11 protein-coding genes are annotated in these 15,541 nt (G+C 71.8%); 2 read left to right on the forward strand and 9 right to left on the reverse strand.

Annotation, left to right across the window (positions count from 1 at the left end; translation table 11 throughout):
* Positions 1–287: 287 nt before the first annotated feature.
* From ACH41F_RS22150 to ACH41F_RS22165, 4 genes are all read right to left on the reverse strand, one after another.
* Complete coding sequence (locus ACH41F_RS22150) at positions 288–1,817, reverse strand: VWA domain-containing protein (protein ID WP_398837055.1); 1,530 nt, start codon at positions 1,815–1,817, stop codon at positions 288–290.
* A 147-nt stretch (positions 1,818–1,964) separates the two neighbouring features.
* Complete coding sequence (locus tag ACH41F_RS22155) at positions 1,965–2,819, reverse strand: ABC transporter permease (RefSeq protein WP_398837057.1); 855 nt, start codon at positions 2,817–2,819, stop codon at positions 1,965–1,967.
* Complete coding sequence (locus ACH41F_RS22160; protein WP_398837059.1) at positions 2,816–5,461, reverse strand: CocE/NonD family hydrolase; 2,646 nt, start codon at positions 5,459–5,461, stop codon at positions 2,816–2,818. The genes ACH41F_RS22155 and ACH41F_RS22160 overlap by 4 nt, the downstream gene beginning before the upstream one ends.
* Before the next feature lie 221 nt (positions 5,462–5,682).
* Positions 5,683–7,074 carry an APC family permease gene (locus ACH41F_RS22165; RefSeq protein ID WP_398837061.1) on the reverse strand — a complete coding sequence of 464 codons (1,392 nt, stop codon included), beginning with the start codon at positions 7,072–7,074 and terminating at the stop codon, positions 5,683–5,685.
* A 287-nt stretch (positions 7,075–7,361) separates the two neighbouring features.
* Between ACH41F_RS22165 and ACH41F_RS22170 the strand changes: the two genes are divergently transcribed.
* A complete protein-coding gene (locus ACH41F_RS22170) occupies positions 7,362–8,195 on the forward strand; it encodes a hypothetical protein (RefSeq protein WP_391235682.1) in 834 nt (277 codons plus the stop codon).
* A gap of 55 nt (positions 8,196–8,250) precedes the next feature.
* On the opposite strand, the gene mmsA is transcribed toward ACH41F_RS22170, so the two are convergent.
* Genes mmsA through iolC form a run of 5 tightly spaced genes read right to left on the reverse strand, consistent with a single transcriptional unit; the run spans position 8,251 to position 14,293 of the window.
* Positions 8,251–9,753, reverse strand: a complete 1,503-nt coding sequence (gene mmsA, locus ACH41F_RS22175; RefSeq protein ID WP_391235685.1) for a CoA-acylating methylmalonate-semialdehyde dehydrogenase — start codon at positions 9,751–9,753, stop codon at positions 8,251–8,253.
* A 14-nt stretch (positions 9,754–9,767) separates the two neighbouring features.
* On the reverse strand, positions 9,768–11,645 hold the full coding sequence (gene iolD / locus ACH41F_RS22180; protein ID WP_391235688.1) for a 3D-(3,5/4)-trihydroxycyclohexane-1,2-dione acylhydrolase (decyclizing): 1,878 nt from the start codon (positions 11,643–11,645) through the stop codon (positions 9,768–9,770).
* Positions 11,642–12,457 (reverse strand): 5-deoxy-glucuronate isomerase, encoded by an 816-nt coding sequence (gene iolB, locus ACH41F_RS22185; protein ID WP_398837063.1) that lies wholly within the window; start codon positions 12,455–12,457, stop codon positions 11,642–11,644. The genes iolD and iolB overlap by 4 nt, the downstream gene beginning before the upstream one ends.
* A gap of 7 nt (positions 12,458–12,464) precedes the next feature.
* Positions 12,465–13,346, reverse strand: coding sequence for a deoxyribose-phosphate aldolase (locus tag ACH41F_RS22190; protein WP_391235694.1), 882 nt, complete (start codon positions 13,344–13,346; stop codon positions 12,465–12,467).
* Positions 13,343–14,293, reverse strand: a complete 951-nt coding sequence (gene iolC, locus ACH41F_RS22195) for a 5-dehydro-2-deoxygluconokinase (protein ID WP_391235697.1) — start codon at positions 14,291–14,293, stop codon at positions 13,343–13,345. Before iolC ends, ACH41F_RS22190 begins: the two co-directional genes overlap by 4 nt.
* Before the next feature lie 126 nt (positions 14,294–14,419).
* Between iolC and ACH41F_RS22200 the strand changes: the two genes are divergently transcribed.
* Positions 14,420–15,337: a TIM barrel protein gene (locus ACH41F_RS22200; protein ID WP_391236413.1), complete on the forward strand. Its 918-nt coding sequence runs from the start codon at positions 14,420–14,422 to the stop codon at positions 15,335–15,337.
* Positions 15,338–15,541 lie beyond the last annotated feature (204 nt).

The following is a 15,541-nucleotide window of genomic DNA, read 5'->3' on the forward strand; positions in this document are numbered from 1 at the left end:
TGGGGGCGCTGCACCCCGGGGGGGGGGGCCTCGGCCGGGTTGGTGCCCGGGGGGGGGGGGGGGGGGGGGGGCGGGGGGGGGGGGGGGGGGGGGGGGGGGGGGGCCCCCCCCCCCGCGCCCGCCTCGTCCCTGGTGATCTCGACCTTGGCGCGGCCGGCCAGGTCGCTGCGCCGTTTCGCCCTCTTCAGGTCCCTGCGTACGCCCATGGCGGCTCCCAGTCAGTGCTTACCCGGGAGTCAACTTACTCATGCGTAATAAAAGGTCAATGGGTGCGGCAGGACCCGGGGTCAGTCGCCGTGGCGGTCCGCCTGGTCGATCGCCTCGGCCAGGGCGGAGACGTCCTTGTCCTCAGTGGTCCGCGCCAAGTCGTGGGCGCGCTGGCTCAGTTCGCCGAGGGAGGGGGTGCCGGGCAGGGGGCGGGCCTCGGCGCCGTAGGAGCGCAGGGCGTCGGCGAAGTAGGCGGCGACAACGGTGACTTGGAGGCGGGGGGCGGCGTCCCAGAGGTCGTCCTCGAGGTCCTCGCTCTCCAGTTGGCCGGTCTCCTCGTGCGGGGTGCGGGACTCCGGGTCCAGCCAGCGGACGGCGGCGGTGGCGAGGTGTCCGTCGGCGTGGGGCTTGTGGCGGACGGCGTAGAGGGCGGTGACGGTGTGGCCGGGGCCGATCTCGCCGCCGTCGACGCCGTCGTCGCGGAAGTCCTCGTCGGCGACGCGGCGGTTGTCGTAGCCGATGAGGCGGAACTCCTCGACCGTCTCGGGGTCGAAGGCGACCTGGGCCTTGGCGTCGCGGGCGGTGAGGTCGACGTTCTGCGGGAGTTGCTCGACGAAGACCTTGCGGGCGTCGTCCTCGCTGGAGACGTAGGCGGTGTGGCCGTCGCCCTTGTCGGCGAGTTCCTCCATCAGTTGGTCGCCGTAGTCGCTGCCGACGCCGACGCCGAAGAGGGTGATGCCGTGCTCGCGGCGTTCGCTCGCGATGCGTTCGAGGATGGTCTCGGAGTCGGTGTCGCCGGTGTTGGCGAGGGCGTCGGAGATGAGGACGACCCGGTTGGTGGCGCCCTCGCGCAGGCCGTCCTCGGCGGTCTCGTAGCCGGTGTCGACGCCGGCGCCGAGGTTGGTGGAGTCGGTGGGTTCCAGGCCGTCGATGGCGTCGTGGACCTCGTCGCGGTTGCCGTCGAGGCGGGTCATCGGCAGGACCCGCTCGGCCTCGTCGCTGAAGGTGACGAGGGCGACCGAGTCGTCGTCGCGGAGCTGGTCCGTCATCGTGGCGAGGGAGTCCTTGGCGAGGTCCAGGCGGCCCGGCTCGGCCATGGAGCCGGAGATGTCGATGACGAAGGTCAGGGCGGCCGGCGGGCGGGCCTCGCCGTCCTCGGCGGTGCGGGTGGCCAGGCCCACGCGGACCAGGGACCAGTCGTCCTCGTCGGTGCGGGCGCCGTCGACGGTGACCGTGAAGCCGTTGCCCTCGGGACGCTCGTAGTCCTGGCGGAAGCTGTTGACGAATTCCTCCGGGCGGACCGTGGCGGGGTCCGGCAGCCGGCCCTCGGCGAGGGTGCGGCGGGCGTAGCCGTAGGAGGCGGTGTCCACGTCGAGGGCGAAGGTGGAGAGGTGGTCGGGCTCGGGGGCGATCTCGCGGGAGTCGCTGTCGGGGCTGCCCTGTTGCTCCCCCTCGGGGGCGGGTGCGTAGCCGCCGCCCTTGCGGCCGCCGTCGTACGAGGAGCCGTCCGCGCTGCCGCCGTTCGCACTGCACCCCGTCAGCAGCAGGCCGCCCGCCGCGGTGAGCGCGAGCAGGGCGGTGCGCACGCGCCGTGTTCGGTACTGCTCCATCTTCGGTGCCCCCTTGGTCCGTTGACGTCGACCTTTGTGACTGTGACGGGCCGGGGGGCCGGAACGTGCGCTACGAAGCGTTGCGGAAGCGTCTCGAAGAGGCCACGGAGCACGCCTGTCGAGACCGGTAGGTGATCCTCCGTTGACCTAGGAGACCACGTCCTTGCGGGCGAAACCGCGGAAGGCCAGCGCGAACAGCACGAGGGCGTACGTTATCGAGACCGCGGTGCCCTGGATCATGCCGGACCACTCGGGAGTGGGCTGGACGGCGTCCGCCCAGGCGAACTGCCAGTGCGCGGGCAGGAAGTGGCGCCAGTCTCCGAGGGCGGTCACCGCGTCCAGGACGTTGCCGACGATGGTCAGGCCGACCGCGCCGCCGACCGCGCCGAGCGGGGCGTCGGTCTTGGTGGAGAGCCAGAACGCGAGCCCGGCGGTGACCAGTTGGGACACGAAGATGAACGCGACGACGATCACGAGCCGTCCCGCGGCGGTGCCCGGGTCGAGCGAACCGCCGGTGGGCAGTTCCAGCGGTCCCCAGCCGTAGGCGGCCGTGCCGACGGCGAGGGCGACGACCGGGAGCAGGATCATCGCGGCCAGGCTGAGGGCGAGGCCGACGACGAGCTTGGACCACAGCAGGCGGGCCCGGGGCACGGGGGCCGCGAGCAGGTAGCGCAGGGAGGACCAGCCGGCCTCCGAGGCGACCGTGTCCCCGCAGAACAGGGCGACCGGGATGACCAGCAGGAAGCCCGCCGACACGAACAGGTTGACCGCGGCGAAGTTGGCGCCGGACGCGGTCGCGGTGTCCATCAGGGAGACCGTGTCGTTGCGGCCGCCGGGCTCGCCGCCGATGGCGAAGGCGACGAGCAGGACGAAGGGCAGGGCGGCGAGGATGCCGCCCATCACCAGCGTGCGGCGGCGCTTGAGCTGGCGGGCCAGTTCGACGCGGAGGGGCAGCGTGCGGCCTGCCCGGTAGCCGGAGGCCGTCTCGGTCAGGGTGCTCACGCGGCACCTCCGATCAGGGTGAGGAAGGCGTCCTCCAGGCGGCGGTGCGGGCCGACGGACCGGACGGGCACTTCGAGGCGGACCAGTTCGGTGATCAGGCGCTGGGCGCTGCCGTCGGCGGCCAGGCGGACCAGGATCCCGTCGTCGGTGCGGACCGCCGAGGCGATGCCCGCCAGCGCCGCCACCTTCTCGACGACCGGTTCCTCGACGGGCGTGGCCGTGCCCACCAGCAGGGTGTCGCCGGAGCCGACGATCTCGGCGACCGGGCCGGCCTGGACGAGCCGGCCGCGGTCCATGACCACGAGGTGGGTGCAGGTCTGCTCGACCTCCGACAGCAGGTGGCTGGAGACGATCACCGTGCGCCCGGCGGCCGCGTAGCGGATCATCACCTCGCGCATCTCGCGGATCTGCGGCGGGTCCAGGCCGTTGGTGGGTTCGTCGAGGATGAGCAGGTCCGGCAGGCCGAGCATGGCCTGGGCGATGGCCAGGCGCTGGCGCATGCCCTGGGAGTAGGTGCGGACCGCGCGGGCGAGCGCGTCGCCGAGACCGGCGATCTCCAGCGCCTCCGCCAGGTGGGCGTCCTCGGCCGGGCGGCCGGTGGCCCGCCAGTACAGCTCCAGGTTCTCGCGGCCCGACAGGTGCGGCAGGAAGCCCGCGCCCTCGACGAAGGAGCCGACCCGGGACAGGACCGGGGCGCCGGGGCGGATGGCGTGGCCGAAGACCCGGATCTCGCCGCCGTCCGGCTTGATCAGGCCCATCAGCATGCGCAGGGTGGTGGTCTTGCCGGCGCCGTTCGGGCCGAGGAGGCCCAGCACCTGGCCCTTCTCGACGCGGAAGGAGAGGTCGCGGACGCTGTACCGGTCGCCGCCCGCGTACTTCTTGCTCAGGTCCGTGATCTGGAGCGGGACGTCGGCGAGCGCCGGGTCCGGGGCGGGGCCGGCCGTGCGGCGGCGGCCCGTCAGGAGCAGGGCCAGCGCGATCAGGGCGCCCGCGAGGGGCAGCCACCAGACCCAGGAGGGCAGCGGGGCGGCCGCGGTGGAGACGCCGGGGGCCGTAGGGACCTCCAGGGCGCCCTTCAGGGAGACGGTGTACGTCGCCGGGGCGACCGGGGAGGCGTAGCCGAGGTCCGTGGAGGCGAGGACCAGGCGCAGGCGGTGGCCCTTGTCGATCTCGTGGTCGATCGCCGGGAGGGTGAGCGTCACGTCCTTGCCGGCCTTGGCGCCCTCGACCCGCAGCGGCGCCACCAGTTGGGACGGGAGCACCTGACGGGTGCCGCCGGGGCCGACGTCGTAGACCTTGGCGAACAGGACGGCGTCCTCGGTCGTGGACCTCACGTGGACGGTGGCCGTCGGGGTGCCGGTGACGCGGAGGTCGTCGCGGACCGGGGCGGAGTCGAAGTGGGCGTACTGGCCGGGGAAGTCGAGGGAGACGCCGACGCCGAGCGAGGAGAGCCGGGCGAGGCCGCCCGCGCCGCCGAGTCCGGGGAGGGCGGAGACGGCCGGGGGGCTGGCGCCGGCCGGGTTGGCGAAGCTCTGCTCGCGGCCGGTCAGGGCGATGGCCTTGCGGCCGCTTCTCAGGCCGGGGTAGGTGTCGTCGCTCGCGCTGCGCAGTTGGGCGGCGCCGTCGGTGGAGTCGACGCCTCCGGTGCGGGTGACGCGGAAGGCCGGGCCGGTGTCGGTGCCGGGCTCCTTCTTGAGCCAGCGGTCGAACCAGGACGTGACGCGGGCTCGGACACGGCTCGTCTCCATGTCGCCGCCGTCGTGGCCGCCGGCGATCCAGTCGACGTCCACGGGGGCGCCGTTCGCCTTGATCGCCCGGGCGGCGGCGTCGGCCTGGTCGAGGGGGAAGAGGGAGTCGTTCTGGCCCTGGATCAGCAGGGTCGGGACCTTGATCCGGTCGCCGACGGCGGAGGGTGAGCGGTCCTGGAGCATCTTCTCGGCGGCGGTGTCCGGGGTGCCGGACTCGGCGACGCGCTGGTACATCGCGCAGAGCTGCGGTTCGAACTCGTCGCAGCCGCCCCCGGTGTTGACGAAGACGCCGGCCCAGAGCTTCTTGAAGACGCCGTTCGGGAACAGGGCGTCGGAGAGGTTCCAGTAGGTGATCGCCGGGGCGATGGCGTCGACGCGGGCGTCGTGACCGGCGGCGAGCAGGGCGATCGCGCCGCCGTAGGAGGCACCCGCCATGCCGACGCGGGGGTCGCCTTTCTTGTCGAGCTGGACCGTGGGCTGCTCGGCGAGCCAGTCGATCATTTTCTCGACATCGGCCACCTCGGCCTTCGGGCCGTTGAGGCCGACCTTGCCGGTTGACTTGCCGAAGCCGCGGGCGGACCAGGTGAGGACCGCGTAGCCGTCCCGGGCGAGGGACTCGGCCTGCTCGCGTACGTCGTCCTTGCTGCCGCCGAAACCGTGGCCGAGGAGCACGGCGGGGTGCCTGCCGGCGGCTTCGGGGGTGAAGTACGAGGTGTCCAGGTGTACCCCGTTCACCGCCATGACCCGGTCGGCGCGGTGCACCGGGGGCGCGTCGTCGGCTGCGACGGCCGTCCATGTACCGGCGCCGGCGAGGACGACGACGGCGGCCGCGGCGGCAATCGTCCGTCGCGGCCTCCGCAGGCGCCCTCGCAGTCCGGGGGGTCGAAGATCCATGGTTCAACGGTACGGGGTGGAACTGTCGGGGAGTTGTCGACCGGAGGCTGAACCGGGCACCTCCCGTGGGGGTATGCCGAGGGGTTCGTGTACCGCGTTCGCTGTACGGCCCGGAGCTCGGTCCGGTGCGTCAGGTGCCGGGTGCGGAACCGTTTCCGCTGGTCGCGCCCACGCGGCGGAGCCGCACCTCGACACAACCCCGCGCCCCTGAAGGGGCGGCGCTACTCCCCCGTCGGGATCGAGACCAGCCAGCGCGTGTCCTTGCGCGGGCGGAGGTACAGGGCCCAGTACAGGGTCGCCGCCGCCGTGATGCCGCCCGTCCAGAGCAGGTAGGAGGTCTCCTGCTGGGTCAGGATGTACGTCAGGACCGCGATCAGGAGGACCGGCGCCGCCGGCCACAGGGGCATGCGCCAGGCGGGGGTGTGCCGGTGGCGGCCCTTGCGGGAGAGCAGGGCGGCCACCGCGACCAGGAGGTACATGCCGGTCACCGAGACGCCCGTGATGCCGTACAGGGTGTCCAGGTCGACGAAGCAGAGGGCGGCGCCGGGGATGCCGACGGCGAGGGTGGCGACCCAGGGGGAGCCGAAGCGGCCGAGCCGGGCGAAGAGGGTGTTGACCGGGGTGGGCCAGGCCTGGTCGCGGGCCGAGGCGAACAGGACGCGGGAGTTCTGGATGACCATGACGATGCCGGCGTTGATGATCGCGAGGGCCACGCAGAGGCTGACGAAGGTGCCGACGGCGGAGTTGGACCAGGCGGTGACCATCGTGCCGATGTCGCCGCCGGTCAGCTCCGTGAGGTCCTTGGCGCCCAGGGTGATCGCGATCACCGGGACCAGGATGATCACGGAGGAGATGGCCAGGGTGGCGAGGACCGTGCGGGCGACGGTGCGGCGCGGGTTCTCCAGCTCCTCCGAGAGGTAGACGGCCGTGGAGAAGCCCTGGGTGACGAAGAGCGCGATCGCCAGGCCCGAGACGATCAGCATCGCGGTGACCGTGTCGGTGTGGGCGTCCGCGCCGGCCACCTCCAGGGAGAGCAGGCTGCCCGCGCCCCGCTCGCTGTGGGCGAAGCCCAGGACCGCGACGACGGCCGCCGACACCACCTCCAGGACCAGGAAGACGCCGGTGATCCAGGCGTTGGCGCGCAGGTCGAGCAGGCCGGCGAGGGTGGCGAGGAGCATGACGCCGGCGCCCGCCAGGGACGGATCGAGGTGGACGACCGGGGCGAGGTAGTCCGCGGTGCCCATCGCGATCACCGGCGGGACGATCATCACGACCAGGAGGGAGAGCACGAAGACCAGCCAGCCCGCCAGGCGTCCGGCCAGCGTCGAGACCATCGCGTACTCGCCGCCCGCGCTGGGGACGAGGGTGCCCAGCTCGCAGTAGCAGAACGCGACGGCGACACAGAGCAGGGAGCCGATGGCGATCGTGAGGGCGGTGGCGGTGCCGAGCGAGCCGAACAGGTCCGGGACGACGACGAAGAGGGTGGAGGCGGGGGTCACGCAGGAGAGGGTGAGGAGGGTGCCGCCGACGACTCCGATGGAGCGCCTGAGCTGATGGGGACTGTCGGGCGCCTCGGGGAGGGCGGCCTCGGCAGGGCGGAGCGTGTCGGTCATGCGGCGGTTCCGATCGACTCGTGCGACAGCGAACGTCGTGCAGCGGTTGCGGCATGGAACCCCGACGAAAACTATTGCGTCAATGGGTACTTACCTACGGAATCAGTAGATCGGCGGCCTCTTGGCGGTCGGATACGACACTCAAACCCTTTCGCCTGCCTGCCCTTGGGGGCTGCGGGAACCGCACCAAGGGTGGCGAAAAAATCTCGTCGCGGGACTGTCGGTGGTGCCCGCTACAGTCATCACGCACAGCACTCACATACGAATCACAGCTATGGGTGGGGATCATGCAGCTGAAGCACACCGCTGCCTGGGTGGGGCTCACGGCGGCGGCGCTGGTGGCGACGACCGCGTGCGGGGCGGAGTCCGTGAAGCAGGCGGCCGAGACGGTCGACAAGACCGACGCGATCATGGCGGCGCTCACCCGGGCGACCGACCGCACCGAACAGCTCGGCTCGGCCGAGATCAAGATGACGACCGACCTGGGCACCGGCACACCGGTCGTCATGAACGGCACGTACTCGTGGGGCGACGGCATGGCCTACGACGTCCAGATGGACACCGTGGCCGCGCAGATGCAGACCGTGCAGGACGACCCGACGATCCACTGTCTGCTCGTCGACGGCGTGTACTACTACGACGTCGACCCGCAGGCCTCGGGCCCGCTCCAGGGCAAGGAGTGGATGAAGGTCGACGCCTCCGCCGTGCTCGGCGAGGACGGCGCCGCGGCGATGAACGGGGGCGGCGCCGGCAACCCGACGGCCTCGATGAAGGGCCTGAAGTACGCCAACGACGTCGACGACCTCGGCTCGCAGACCATCGACGGGCAGAAGACGACCCACTACCGGGCCGTGATCGACCAGTCGCAGATGGGCAAGTTCAAGGACGCCTACTCCGGCGAGGACAGCCTGCTGAGCTCGATGACCGGCGGCGTCGACTCCATCACCATGGACGTCTGGCTGAACGACAAGGACCTGCCCGTCCGGCTGAAGCAGGTCATGGGCAAGATCACGGCCACCATGGACTTCTCCGAGTTCGGCGCCACCGCCGAGGTCAAGGCCCCGCCGGCCGCGCAGACCGCCGACATGACCCAGGCCCTGAAGGACTCCCAGGGGCAGTGAGACGGCACGACCGAGCCCGGGCACCTCCAGCGGGGTGCCCGGGCTCGTCGGTCGCTCAGTGGTTGCGCGGGAAGCCCAGGTCCACGCCCGCCGGGGCGTCGGCGGGGTCCGGCCAGCGGGTCGTGACGACCTTGCCGCGGGTGTAGAAGTGGGTGCCGTCGTTGCCGTAGATGTGGTGGTCGCCGAAGAGCGAGTCCTTCCAGCCACCGAAGCTGTGGTAGCCGACGGGGACCGGGATCGGGACGTTCACGCCGACCATGCCGGCCTCGACCTCCAGCTGGAAGCGGCGGGCGGCGCCGCCGTCCCGGGTGAAGATCGCGGTGCCGTTGCCGAAGGGGGAGGCGTTGATCAGCGCCAGGCCCTCCTCGTAGGTGTCCACGCGCAGGACGCTCAGCACCGGGCCGAAGATCTCGTCCTGGTAGGCCTTCGCCGTGGTCGGCACCTTGTCGAGGAGCGAGATGCCGATCCAGTGGCCGTCCTCGAAGCCCTCCACGGTGTAGCCGGTGCCGTCCAGGACGACCTCGGCGCCCTCCGCGGCCGCGCCCTCGACGTAGGACGCCACCTTGTCGCGGTGGACCTTGGTGATGAGCGGGCCCATCTCGGAGGCCGGGTCGTTGCCGGGGCCGATCTTGATCTTCTCGGCGCGCTCGCGGATCTTGTCCACCAGCTCGTCGCCGATGGAGCCGACCGCGACCACGGCGGAGATGGCCATGCAGCGCTCGCCGGCCGAGCCGTAGGCCGCCGACACGGCCGCGTCCGCCGCCGCGTCGAGGTCGGCGTCCGGGAGGACCAGCATGTGGTTCTTGGCGCCGCCGAGCGCCTGGACGCGCTTGCCGTTGGCGGAGGCCGTGGTGTGGATGTAGCGGGCGATCGGGGTCGATCCGACGAAGGAGACGGCCTTGACGTCCGGGTGCTCCAGGAGGCGGTCCACGGCCACCTTGTCGCCGTGCACGACGTTGAAGACGCCGTCGGGCAGACCGGCCTCGGCCAGCAGCTCGGCGATCTTGATCGAGGCCGACGGGTCCTTCTCGGACGGCTTCAGCACGAAGGTGTTGCCGGTCGCGATGGCGATGGGGAACATCCACATCGGCACCATGGCCGGGAAGTTGAACGGCGTGATGCCCGCGACGACACCGAGCGGCTGGCGGATGGAGGCCACGTCCACCCGGCTGGCGACCTCGGTGGACAGCTCGCCCTTCAGCTGCACGGTGATCCCGCACGCCAGGTCCACGATCTCCAGGCCGCGCGCGACCTCGCCGAGGGCGTCGGAGTGCACCTTGCCGTGCTCGGCGGTGATCAGCTCCGCGATCGCGTCCCGGTTCGCCTCCAGCAGCGCCCGGAACCTGAACAGGATCGTGGTCCGCTTGGCCAGCGAGGACGTGCCCCAGGTCGCGAAGGCGTCCTTGGCGGCGGCGACCGCGGCGTCCACCTCCTCGACCGAGGCGAACGCGACCTTCGTGGTGACCGCGCCGGTCGCCGGGTCGGTGACCGGCCCGTAGGTGCCCGACGCGCCGTCGACGGTCTTGCCGCCGATCCAGTGGTTGACGATCTTCGTCATGCCCAGTTGCTCCTTCACAGATGGCGGCGTCGGGTTGAGACGTGCCGGTCGTACTCCTCGCGGGCCTTCACCGCGGACTGTCGGGTCGCGGTCTCGGCCACAGGTACATCCCACCAGGCTTGCGCCGGAGGCGCGCCCGACACTGTGTCTGCCGTTTCGGTCTCGACGTAGACACATGTGGGAGTGTCCGCCGCGCGTGCCTGCGCGAGGGCCTCGCGCAGGTCACCGACGGTCTTCGCACGCAGAACGCGCATGCCCAGACTGGCCGCGTTGGCGGCCAGGTCCACCGGGAGCGGGGCCCCGGTGTAGGTGCCGTCGTCCGACTGGTAGCGGTAGGCGGTGCCGAACCGCTCGCCGCCCACCGACTCCGACAGCCCGCCGATCGAGGCGTACCCGTGGTTCTGGATGAGCAGCATCTTGATCGCGACGCCCTCCTGGACGGCGGTCACGATCTCGGTCGGCATCATCAGATAGGTGCCGTCGCCGACCAGCGCCCAGACGTTGCGCTCGGGGGCGGCCATCTTCACGCCGATCGCCGCCGGGATCTCGTAGCCCATGCAGGAGTAGCCGTACTCCAGGTGGTACTGGTCCCGGGAGCGGGCCCGCCACAGCTTGTGCAGGTCGCCCGGGAGCGAGCCGGCCGCGTTGATGATCACGTCGGACTCGTCGACGAGAGCGTCCAGCGCGCCGAGGACCTGCGGCTGCGTCGGGCGCAGGTCGGGCTCCTCGGCCTCGTAGCAGGCGTCGACCCGGTGCTCCCAGCGGTCCTTGTCCTCGCGGTACTCGCGGACGTACGCGTCGCCGACCCGGTACCCGTGCGTCCGCAGGGCCGCGGTCAGCTCGGCCAGGCCGCTGCGCGCGTCCGCGACGAGGGGCTGCCCGGCGAGCTTGTGGCCGTCGAAGGACGCGATGTTGAGGTTGAGGAAGCGGACGCCGTCGCCCGCGAAGAGGGTGTGGGAGGCGGTGGTGAAGTCGGTGTAGCGGGTGCCGACGCCGATCACCAGGTCGGCCTGGCGGGCGAGTTCGTTGGCGGTGGCGGTGCCGGTGTGGCCGACGCCGCCGACGTCCTGGGGGTGGTCGAAGCGCAGGGAGCCCTTGCCGGCCTGGGTGGAGGCGACGGGGATGCCGGTGACCTCCGCGAACTCGGCGAGCGCCTCCTCGGCGCGGCTGTGGTGGACCCCGCCGCCGGCGATGACGAGCGGGCGGCGGGCCGCCCTGATCGCCCGTACCGCCTCGGCGAGTTCGGCGGGGTCGGCGCCCGGGCGGCGGACGGCCCAGGTGCGCTCGGCGAAGAACTCCTCGGGCCAGTCGTGGGCCTCGGCCTGCACGTCCTGCGGGAGGGCGAGGGTGACCGCGCCCGTCTCCACCGGGTCGGTGAGCACGCGCATCGCCTGGAGGGCGGCGGGGATCAGGGCCTCGGGGCGCGTCACCCGGTCGAAGTACCTGGACACCGGGCGCAGACAGTCGTTGACGCTGAGGTCGCCGGCGTAGGGGACCTCCAGTTGCTGGAGGACCGGGTCGGGGGCCCGGGTGGCGAAGGTGTCGCCGGGCAGGAGCAGGACCGGGAGGCGGTTGATGGTGGCGAGGGCGGCGCCGGTGACCAGGTTGGTGGCGCCGGGGCCGATGGACGTCGTCACGGCGTGGGTGGACAGGCGGTTGGACTGCCGCGCGTACCCCACCGCCGCGTGCACCATCGACTGCTCGTTGCGGCCCTGGTGGTAGGGCATGTCGGCGCCGTACTCGACGAGCGCCTGGCCGAGGCCCGCGACATTGCCGTGGCCGAAGATGCCCCAGGTCGCGGGGATCAGCCGCTGCCGTACGCCGTCGCGCTCGGTGTACTGGGCGGCCAGGAAGCGGACCAGCGCTTGCGCGACGGTCAGGCGGGTGGTCATCGGTAGCCCTCCGTGTGGTCCGGGTGGAAGCAGATCCGCCACTCCCGGGTCTTCCCCGGTCCCGCCATGACGTTCAGGTAGTACATGTCGTGGTCGGGCTGGGCGATGGACGGCCCGTGCCAGCCGTCGGGGACGAGGACGGCGTCGCCGGAGCGGACCTCCGCGAGGACGTCCGCTCCGCCCTCGCGGGAGGGGGACACGCGCTGGTAGCCGAAACCGTTCGGGCCGTCGATCTCGAAGTAGTAGATCTCCTCCAGCTCCGCCTCTTCGCCGGGCCGGTGCTCGTCGTGCTTGTGGGGCGGGTAGGAGGACCAGTTGCCGCCGGGGGTGATGACCTCGACGGCGATGAGCTTGTCGCAGTCGAAGGCGTCCGCGGAGGCGAAGTTGCGGACGTGGCGCAGCCGGTTGCCGCTGCCACGCTCCTCGGTGGGGACCTCCGGCGCGGGGCCGTAGCGGGCGGGGAGTCGTCGCTCGCACTTCGCTCCTGCCAGGGCGAAGCGGCCTCCCGCGCCGGAGGCGATCGTTGCCCGGGCGTCGCGGGGCACGTACGCGAAGTCGGAGACCGACGCGAACACGCTTTCCCTGCCCAGGAGTTGGAACTCGATCTCGTCTGTTTGTACGGTACATCCGCCTTCCAGCGGAAGGATGATCCACTCGCTGTCGCCGGTGGTGAAGGCGTGGGTGCCACCCGGCTCCAGCGTGACGACCCGCAGAGCGCAGTAGGTCCAGCCGGCCCGCTCGGGATCGATGTCCACGGTGTACCGGGCGCTGCTCGAGGCGCCCTGGGGAATGTACAGATCCTTGGTCGTCATCCGGCCCTCACAGCAGTCCTACGGCGGTGTCCACGGCGGCGGCCACGTCCCCGTCCGCCGGGTAGAGCAGCGAACGGCCGACCACCAGGCCCTGGACGGTGGGCAGTTGGAGTGCCCCGCGCCACTTCTCGTACGCCCCGTCCTGGTCGTCGCCGACCTCGCCGCCGAGCAGCACCGCGGGGAGCGTGGAGGTGGCCATGACCTCGGCCATGTCGTCGGGGTTCTCGGTGACGGGGACCTTCAGCCAGGTGTAGGCCGAACTGCCGCCGAGACCCGAGGCGATGGCGATGGACCGGGTGACGGCCTCGGCGGAGAGGTCGTTGCGCACCTTGCCGGCCTCGGTGCGGCTGCTGATGAACGGCTCGACGAAGACGGGGAGCCGGCGCGCGGCCATGTCGTCGATGGCGCGGGCGGTGGACTCCAGGGTGGTCAGGGAGCCCGGGTCGTCGTAGTCGATGCGCAGCAGCAGCTTGCCGGCGTCGAAGCCGAGGCGCTCGATGTCCTCGGCGCGGTGGCCGGTGAAGCGGTCGTCCAGCTCGAAACGGGCGCCCTGGAGGCCGCCGCGGTTCATCGAGCCCATGACGACCTTGCCGTCGAGGGCGCCGAGCAGCAGCAGGTCGTCGAGGATGTCGGCGGTGGCGAGCACGCCGTCGACGCCGGGGCGGCTGAGCGCAAGGACGAGGCGCTCCAGCAGGTCGGCGCGGTTGGCCATGGCGAGCTTGCGGTCGCCCACGCCGAGGGCGCCCCGGGCCGGGTGGTCGGCGGCGACGATCATCAGGCGGCCGTTGTCGCCGAGCAGCGGCCTGCGGGTCCGGCGGGCGGCGGCCTCCGCGACGGCCTCGGGGTGCCGGGTGCGCAGGCGGACGAGTTCGGAGACGTCGACGCTCACTTGACGGCCCCCGCGGTGATCGCGGCGTCGATCTCCTGTGCCGTCGGCATGGCCGAGCTGCACTCCAGCCGGGAGGCGACGATGGCGCCGGCCGCGTTGGCGTGCCGCATGATCTTCTCCAGGTCCCAGCCTTCGAGGAGGCCGTGGCAGAGGGAGCCGCCGAAGGCGTCGCCGGCGCCGAGCCCGTTGAGGACGTCCACCGGCAGCGGCGGGACCTCGGCCTCCTCGCCCTTGCTGTCGACGGCCAGGACACCCTTGGGGCCCTGCTTGACGACGGCGAGCTCGACACCCGCGTCCAGCAGCGCCTGGGCCGCGGCACGGGGTTCGCGCACGCCGGTCGCGACCTCCACCTCGTCGAGGTTGCCGACCGCGACGGTGGTGTGGCGCAGGGCCTCCTCGTAGAAGGGGCGGGCGGCGGCCGGGTCACGCCAGAACATGGGGCGCCAGTCGAGGTCGAAGACGGTGGTGCCCGCCCTGGCCCGGTGGGCGAGGGCCGCGAGCGTCGCCGTACGGCTGGGCTCCTCGCTCAGGCCGGTGCCGGTGACCCAGAAGATCCGCGTGTCGCGGATGGCGTCGAGGTCGAGCTCGTGCGCGTCGATCTCCAGGTCCGGGGCCTTGGGCTCGCGGTAGAAGTAGAGCGGGAAGTCGTCCGGGGGGAAGATCTCGCAGAAGACGACCGGGGTGGGCAGTCCGGGGACCGGGGTGACCCAGCGGTCGTCGACGCCGAAGTCCTTCAGTGCCTGGTGGAGGTAGGTCCCGAAGGGGTCGTCACCGGTCCGGGTGATCACCGCGGTACGGCGTCCCAGCCGGGCGGCGGCGACCGCGACGTTGGTGGCCGAGCCGCCGAGGAACTTGCCGAAGGTCTCCACCTGCGGCAGCGGGACGCCCGTCTGCAGCGGATAGATGTCTACTCCGATCCGCCCCATGGTGATCAGGTCGTACGCCATCGAGTTCCCTTCGCATCGACTCTCCCCCGGCTTTCTAGCCTCCGACGCGGCGCCCTGTCAATGTTTTGTCCAGACATTCGGACCAGACCTTGACAGCGCTTGCTGCCCACCCGGAAGCTGACCGGCATGACGTCGTTGTCACCTCAGCCCTCACTGTCGCGCATCCGGATCGGGTCGGCTCCCGACTCCTGGGGTGTGTGGTTCCCCGACGACCCCCGACAGGTCCCCTGGCAGCGCTTCCTCGACGAGGTCGCCGACTCCGGCTACGAGTGGATCGAGCTGGGGCCGTACGGGTATCTGCCGACCGATCCCGCGGTCCTCACCGAGGAGGTGCGCCGCCGGGGTCTGAAGGTCTCCGCCGGCACGGTCTTCACCGGACTGCACCACGGCGAGTCGGTCTGGGAGAAGACCTGGGCGCACGTCGCGGACAACGCGGTGCTGGCCCAGGCCATGGGAGCCTCCCATCTCGTGGTGATCCCGTCCTTCTGGCGGGACGACAAGACCGGCGAGGTGCTGGAGCCCGACACGTTGACGCCCGAGCAGTGGCGCAACCTCACCTCGCTGACCGAACGGCTCGGACAGCGGGTCCGGGAGGAGTACGGGCTGCGGATCGTCGTCCACCCGCACGCCGACACCCACATCGACAGCGAGGAGAACGTGGTCCGCTTCCTCGACGGGACGGACTCCTCGCTGGTCTCCCTGTGCCTGGACACCGGGCACTACGCGTACTGCGGCGGCGACAGCGTCAAGCTGATCGAGACCTACGGCTCACGGATCGGGTATCTGCACCTCAAGCAGGTGGATCCGGAGATCCTCGCCGACGTACGGGCCAAGGGGACGCCGTTCGGGCCGGCCGTGGCGCAGGGCGTGATGTGCGAGCCGCCGTCGGGCGTGCCGGCACTGGGGCCGGTGCTGGAGGCCGCGCAGAAGCTGGACGTGGACCTGTTCGCCATCGTCGAGCAGGACATGTATCCCTGCGAGCCGGACAAGCCGCTGCCGATCGCCCGGCGGACCCGGGCGTTCCTGAGGTCCTGCGGGGCGTAGAGAGCGCCGGGCGGGGGTCGCGCCTCATGGGGTGCTGTGCGCGGGCGCGTGCCGGTGGTACGTGGCTTGTCGCGCGGTTCCCCGCGCCCCCGTCGGCAAGGGGTCCTGGGAGCCCTACCAGTCGCCTGTCAACGCGACTCGCCCGTGCGCCCGCGTGCGCCTTTGCTGCACTCGCGTCACAAACGCCCCCTTCGTGTCACACAT

It is taken from the genome of Streptomyces sp. NPDC020489 (assembly GCF_044386545.1).
Taxonomy (GTDB): Bacteria; Actinomycetota; Actinomycetes; order Streptomycetales; family Streptomycetaceae; genus Streptomyces.

Coding starts and splice junctions, on each gene's coding strand:
- ACH41F_RS22150 (WP_398837055.1), bottom strand. CDS start 1,817: ATGGAGCAGTACCGAACACGGCGCGTGCGCACCGCCCTGCTCGCGCTC.
- ACH41F_RS22160 (WP_398837059.1), bottom strand. CDS start 5,461: ATGGATCTTCGACCCCCCGGACTGCGAGGGCGCCTGCGGAGGCCGCGA.
- ACH41F_RS22165 (WP_398837061.1), bottom strand. CDS start 7,074: ATGACCGACACGCTCCGCCCTGCCGAGGCCGCCCTCCCCGAGGCGCCC.
- ACH41F_RS22170 (WP_391235682.1), top strand. CDS start 7,362: ATGCAGCTGAAGCACACCGCTGCCTGGGTGGGGCTCACGGCGGCGGCG.
- mmsA (WP_391235685.1), bottom strand. CDS start 9,753: ATGACGAAGATCGTCAACCACTGGATCGGCGGCAAGACCGTCGACGGC.
- iolD (WP_391235688.1), bottom strand. CDS start 11,645: ATGACCACCCGCCTGACCGTCGCGCAAGCGCTGGTCCGCTTCCTGGCC.
- iolB (WP_398837063.1), bottom strand. CDS start 12,457: ATGACGACCAAGGATCTGTACATTCCCCAGGGCGCCTCGAGCAGCGCC.
- iolC (WP_391235697.1), bottom strand. CDS start 14,293: ATGGCGTACGACCTGATCACCATGGGGCGGATCGGAGTAGACATCTAT.
- ACH41F_RS22200 (WP_391236413.1), top strand. CDS start 14,420: ATGACGTCGTTGTCACCTCAGCCCTCACTGTCGCGCATCCGGATCGGG.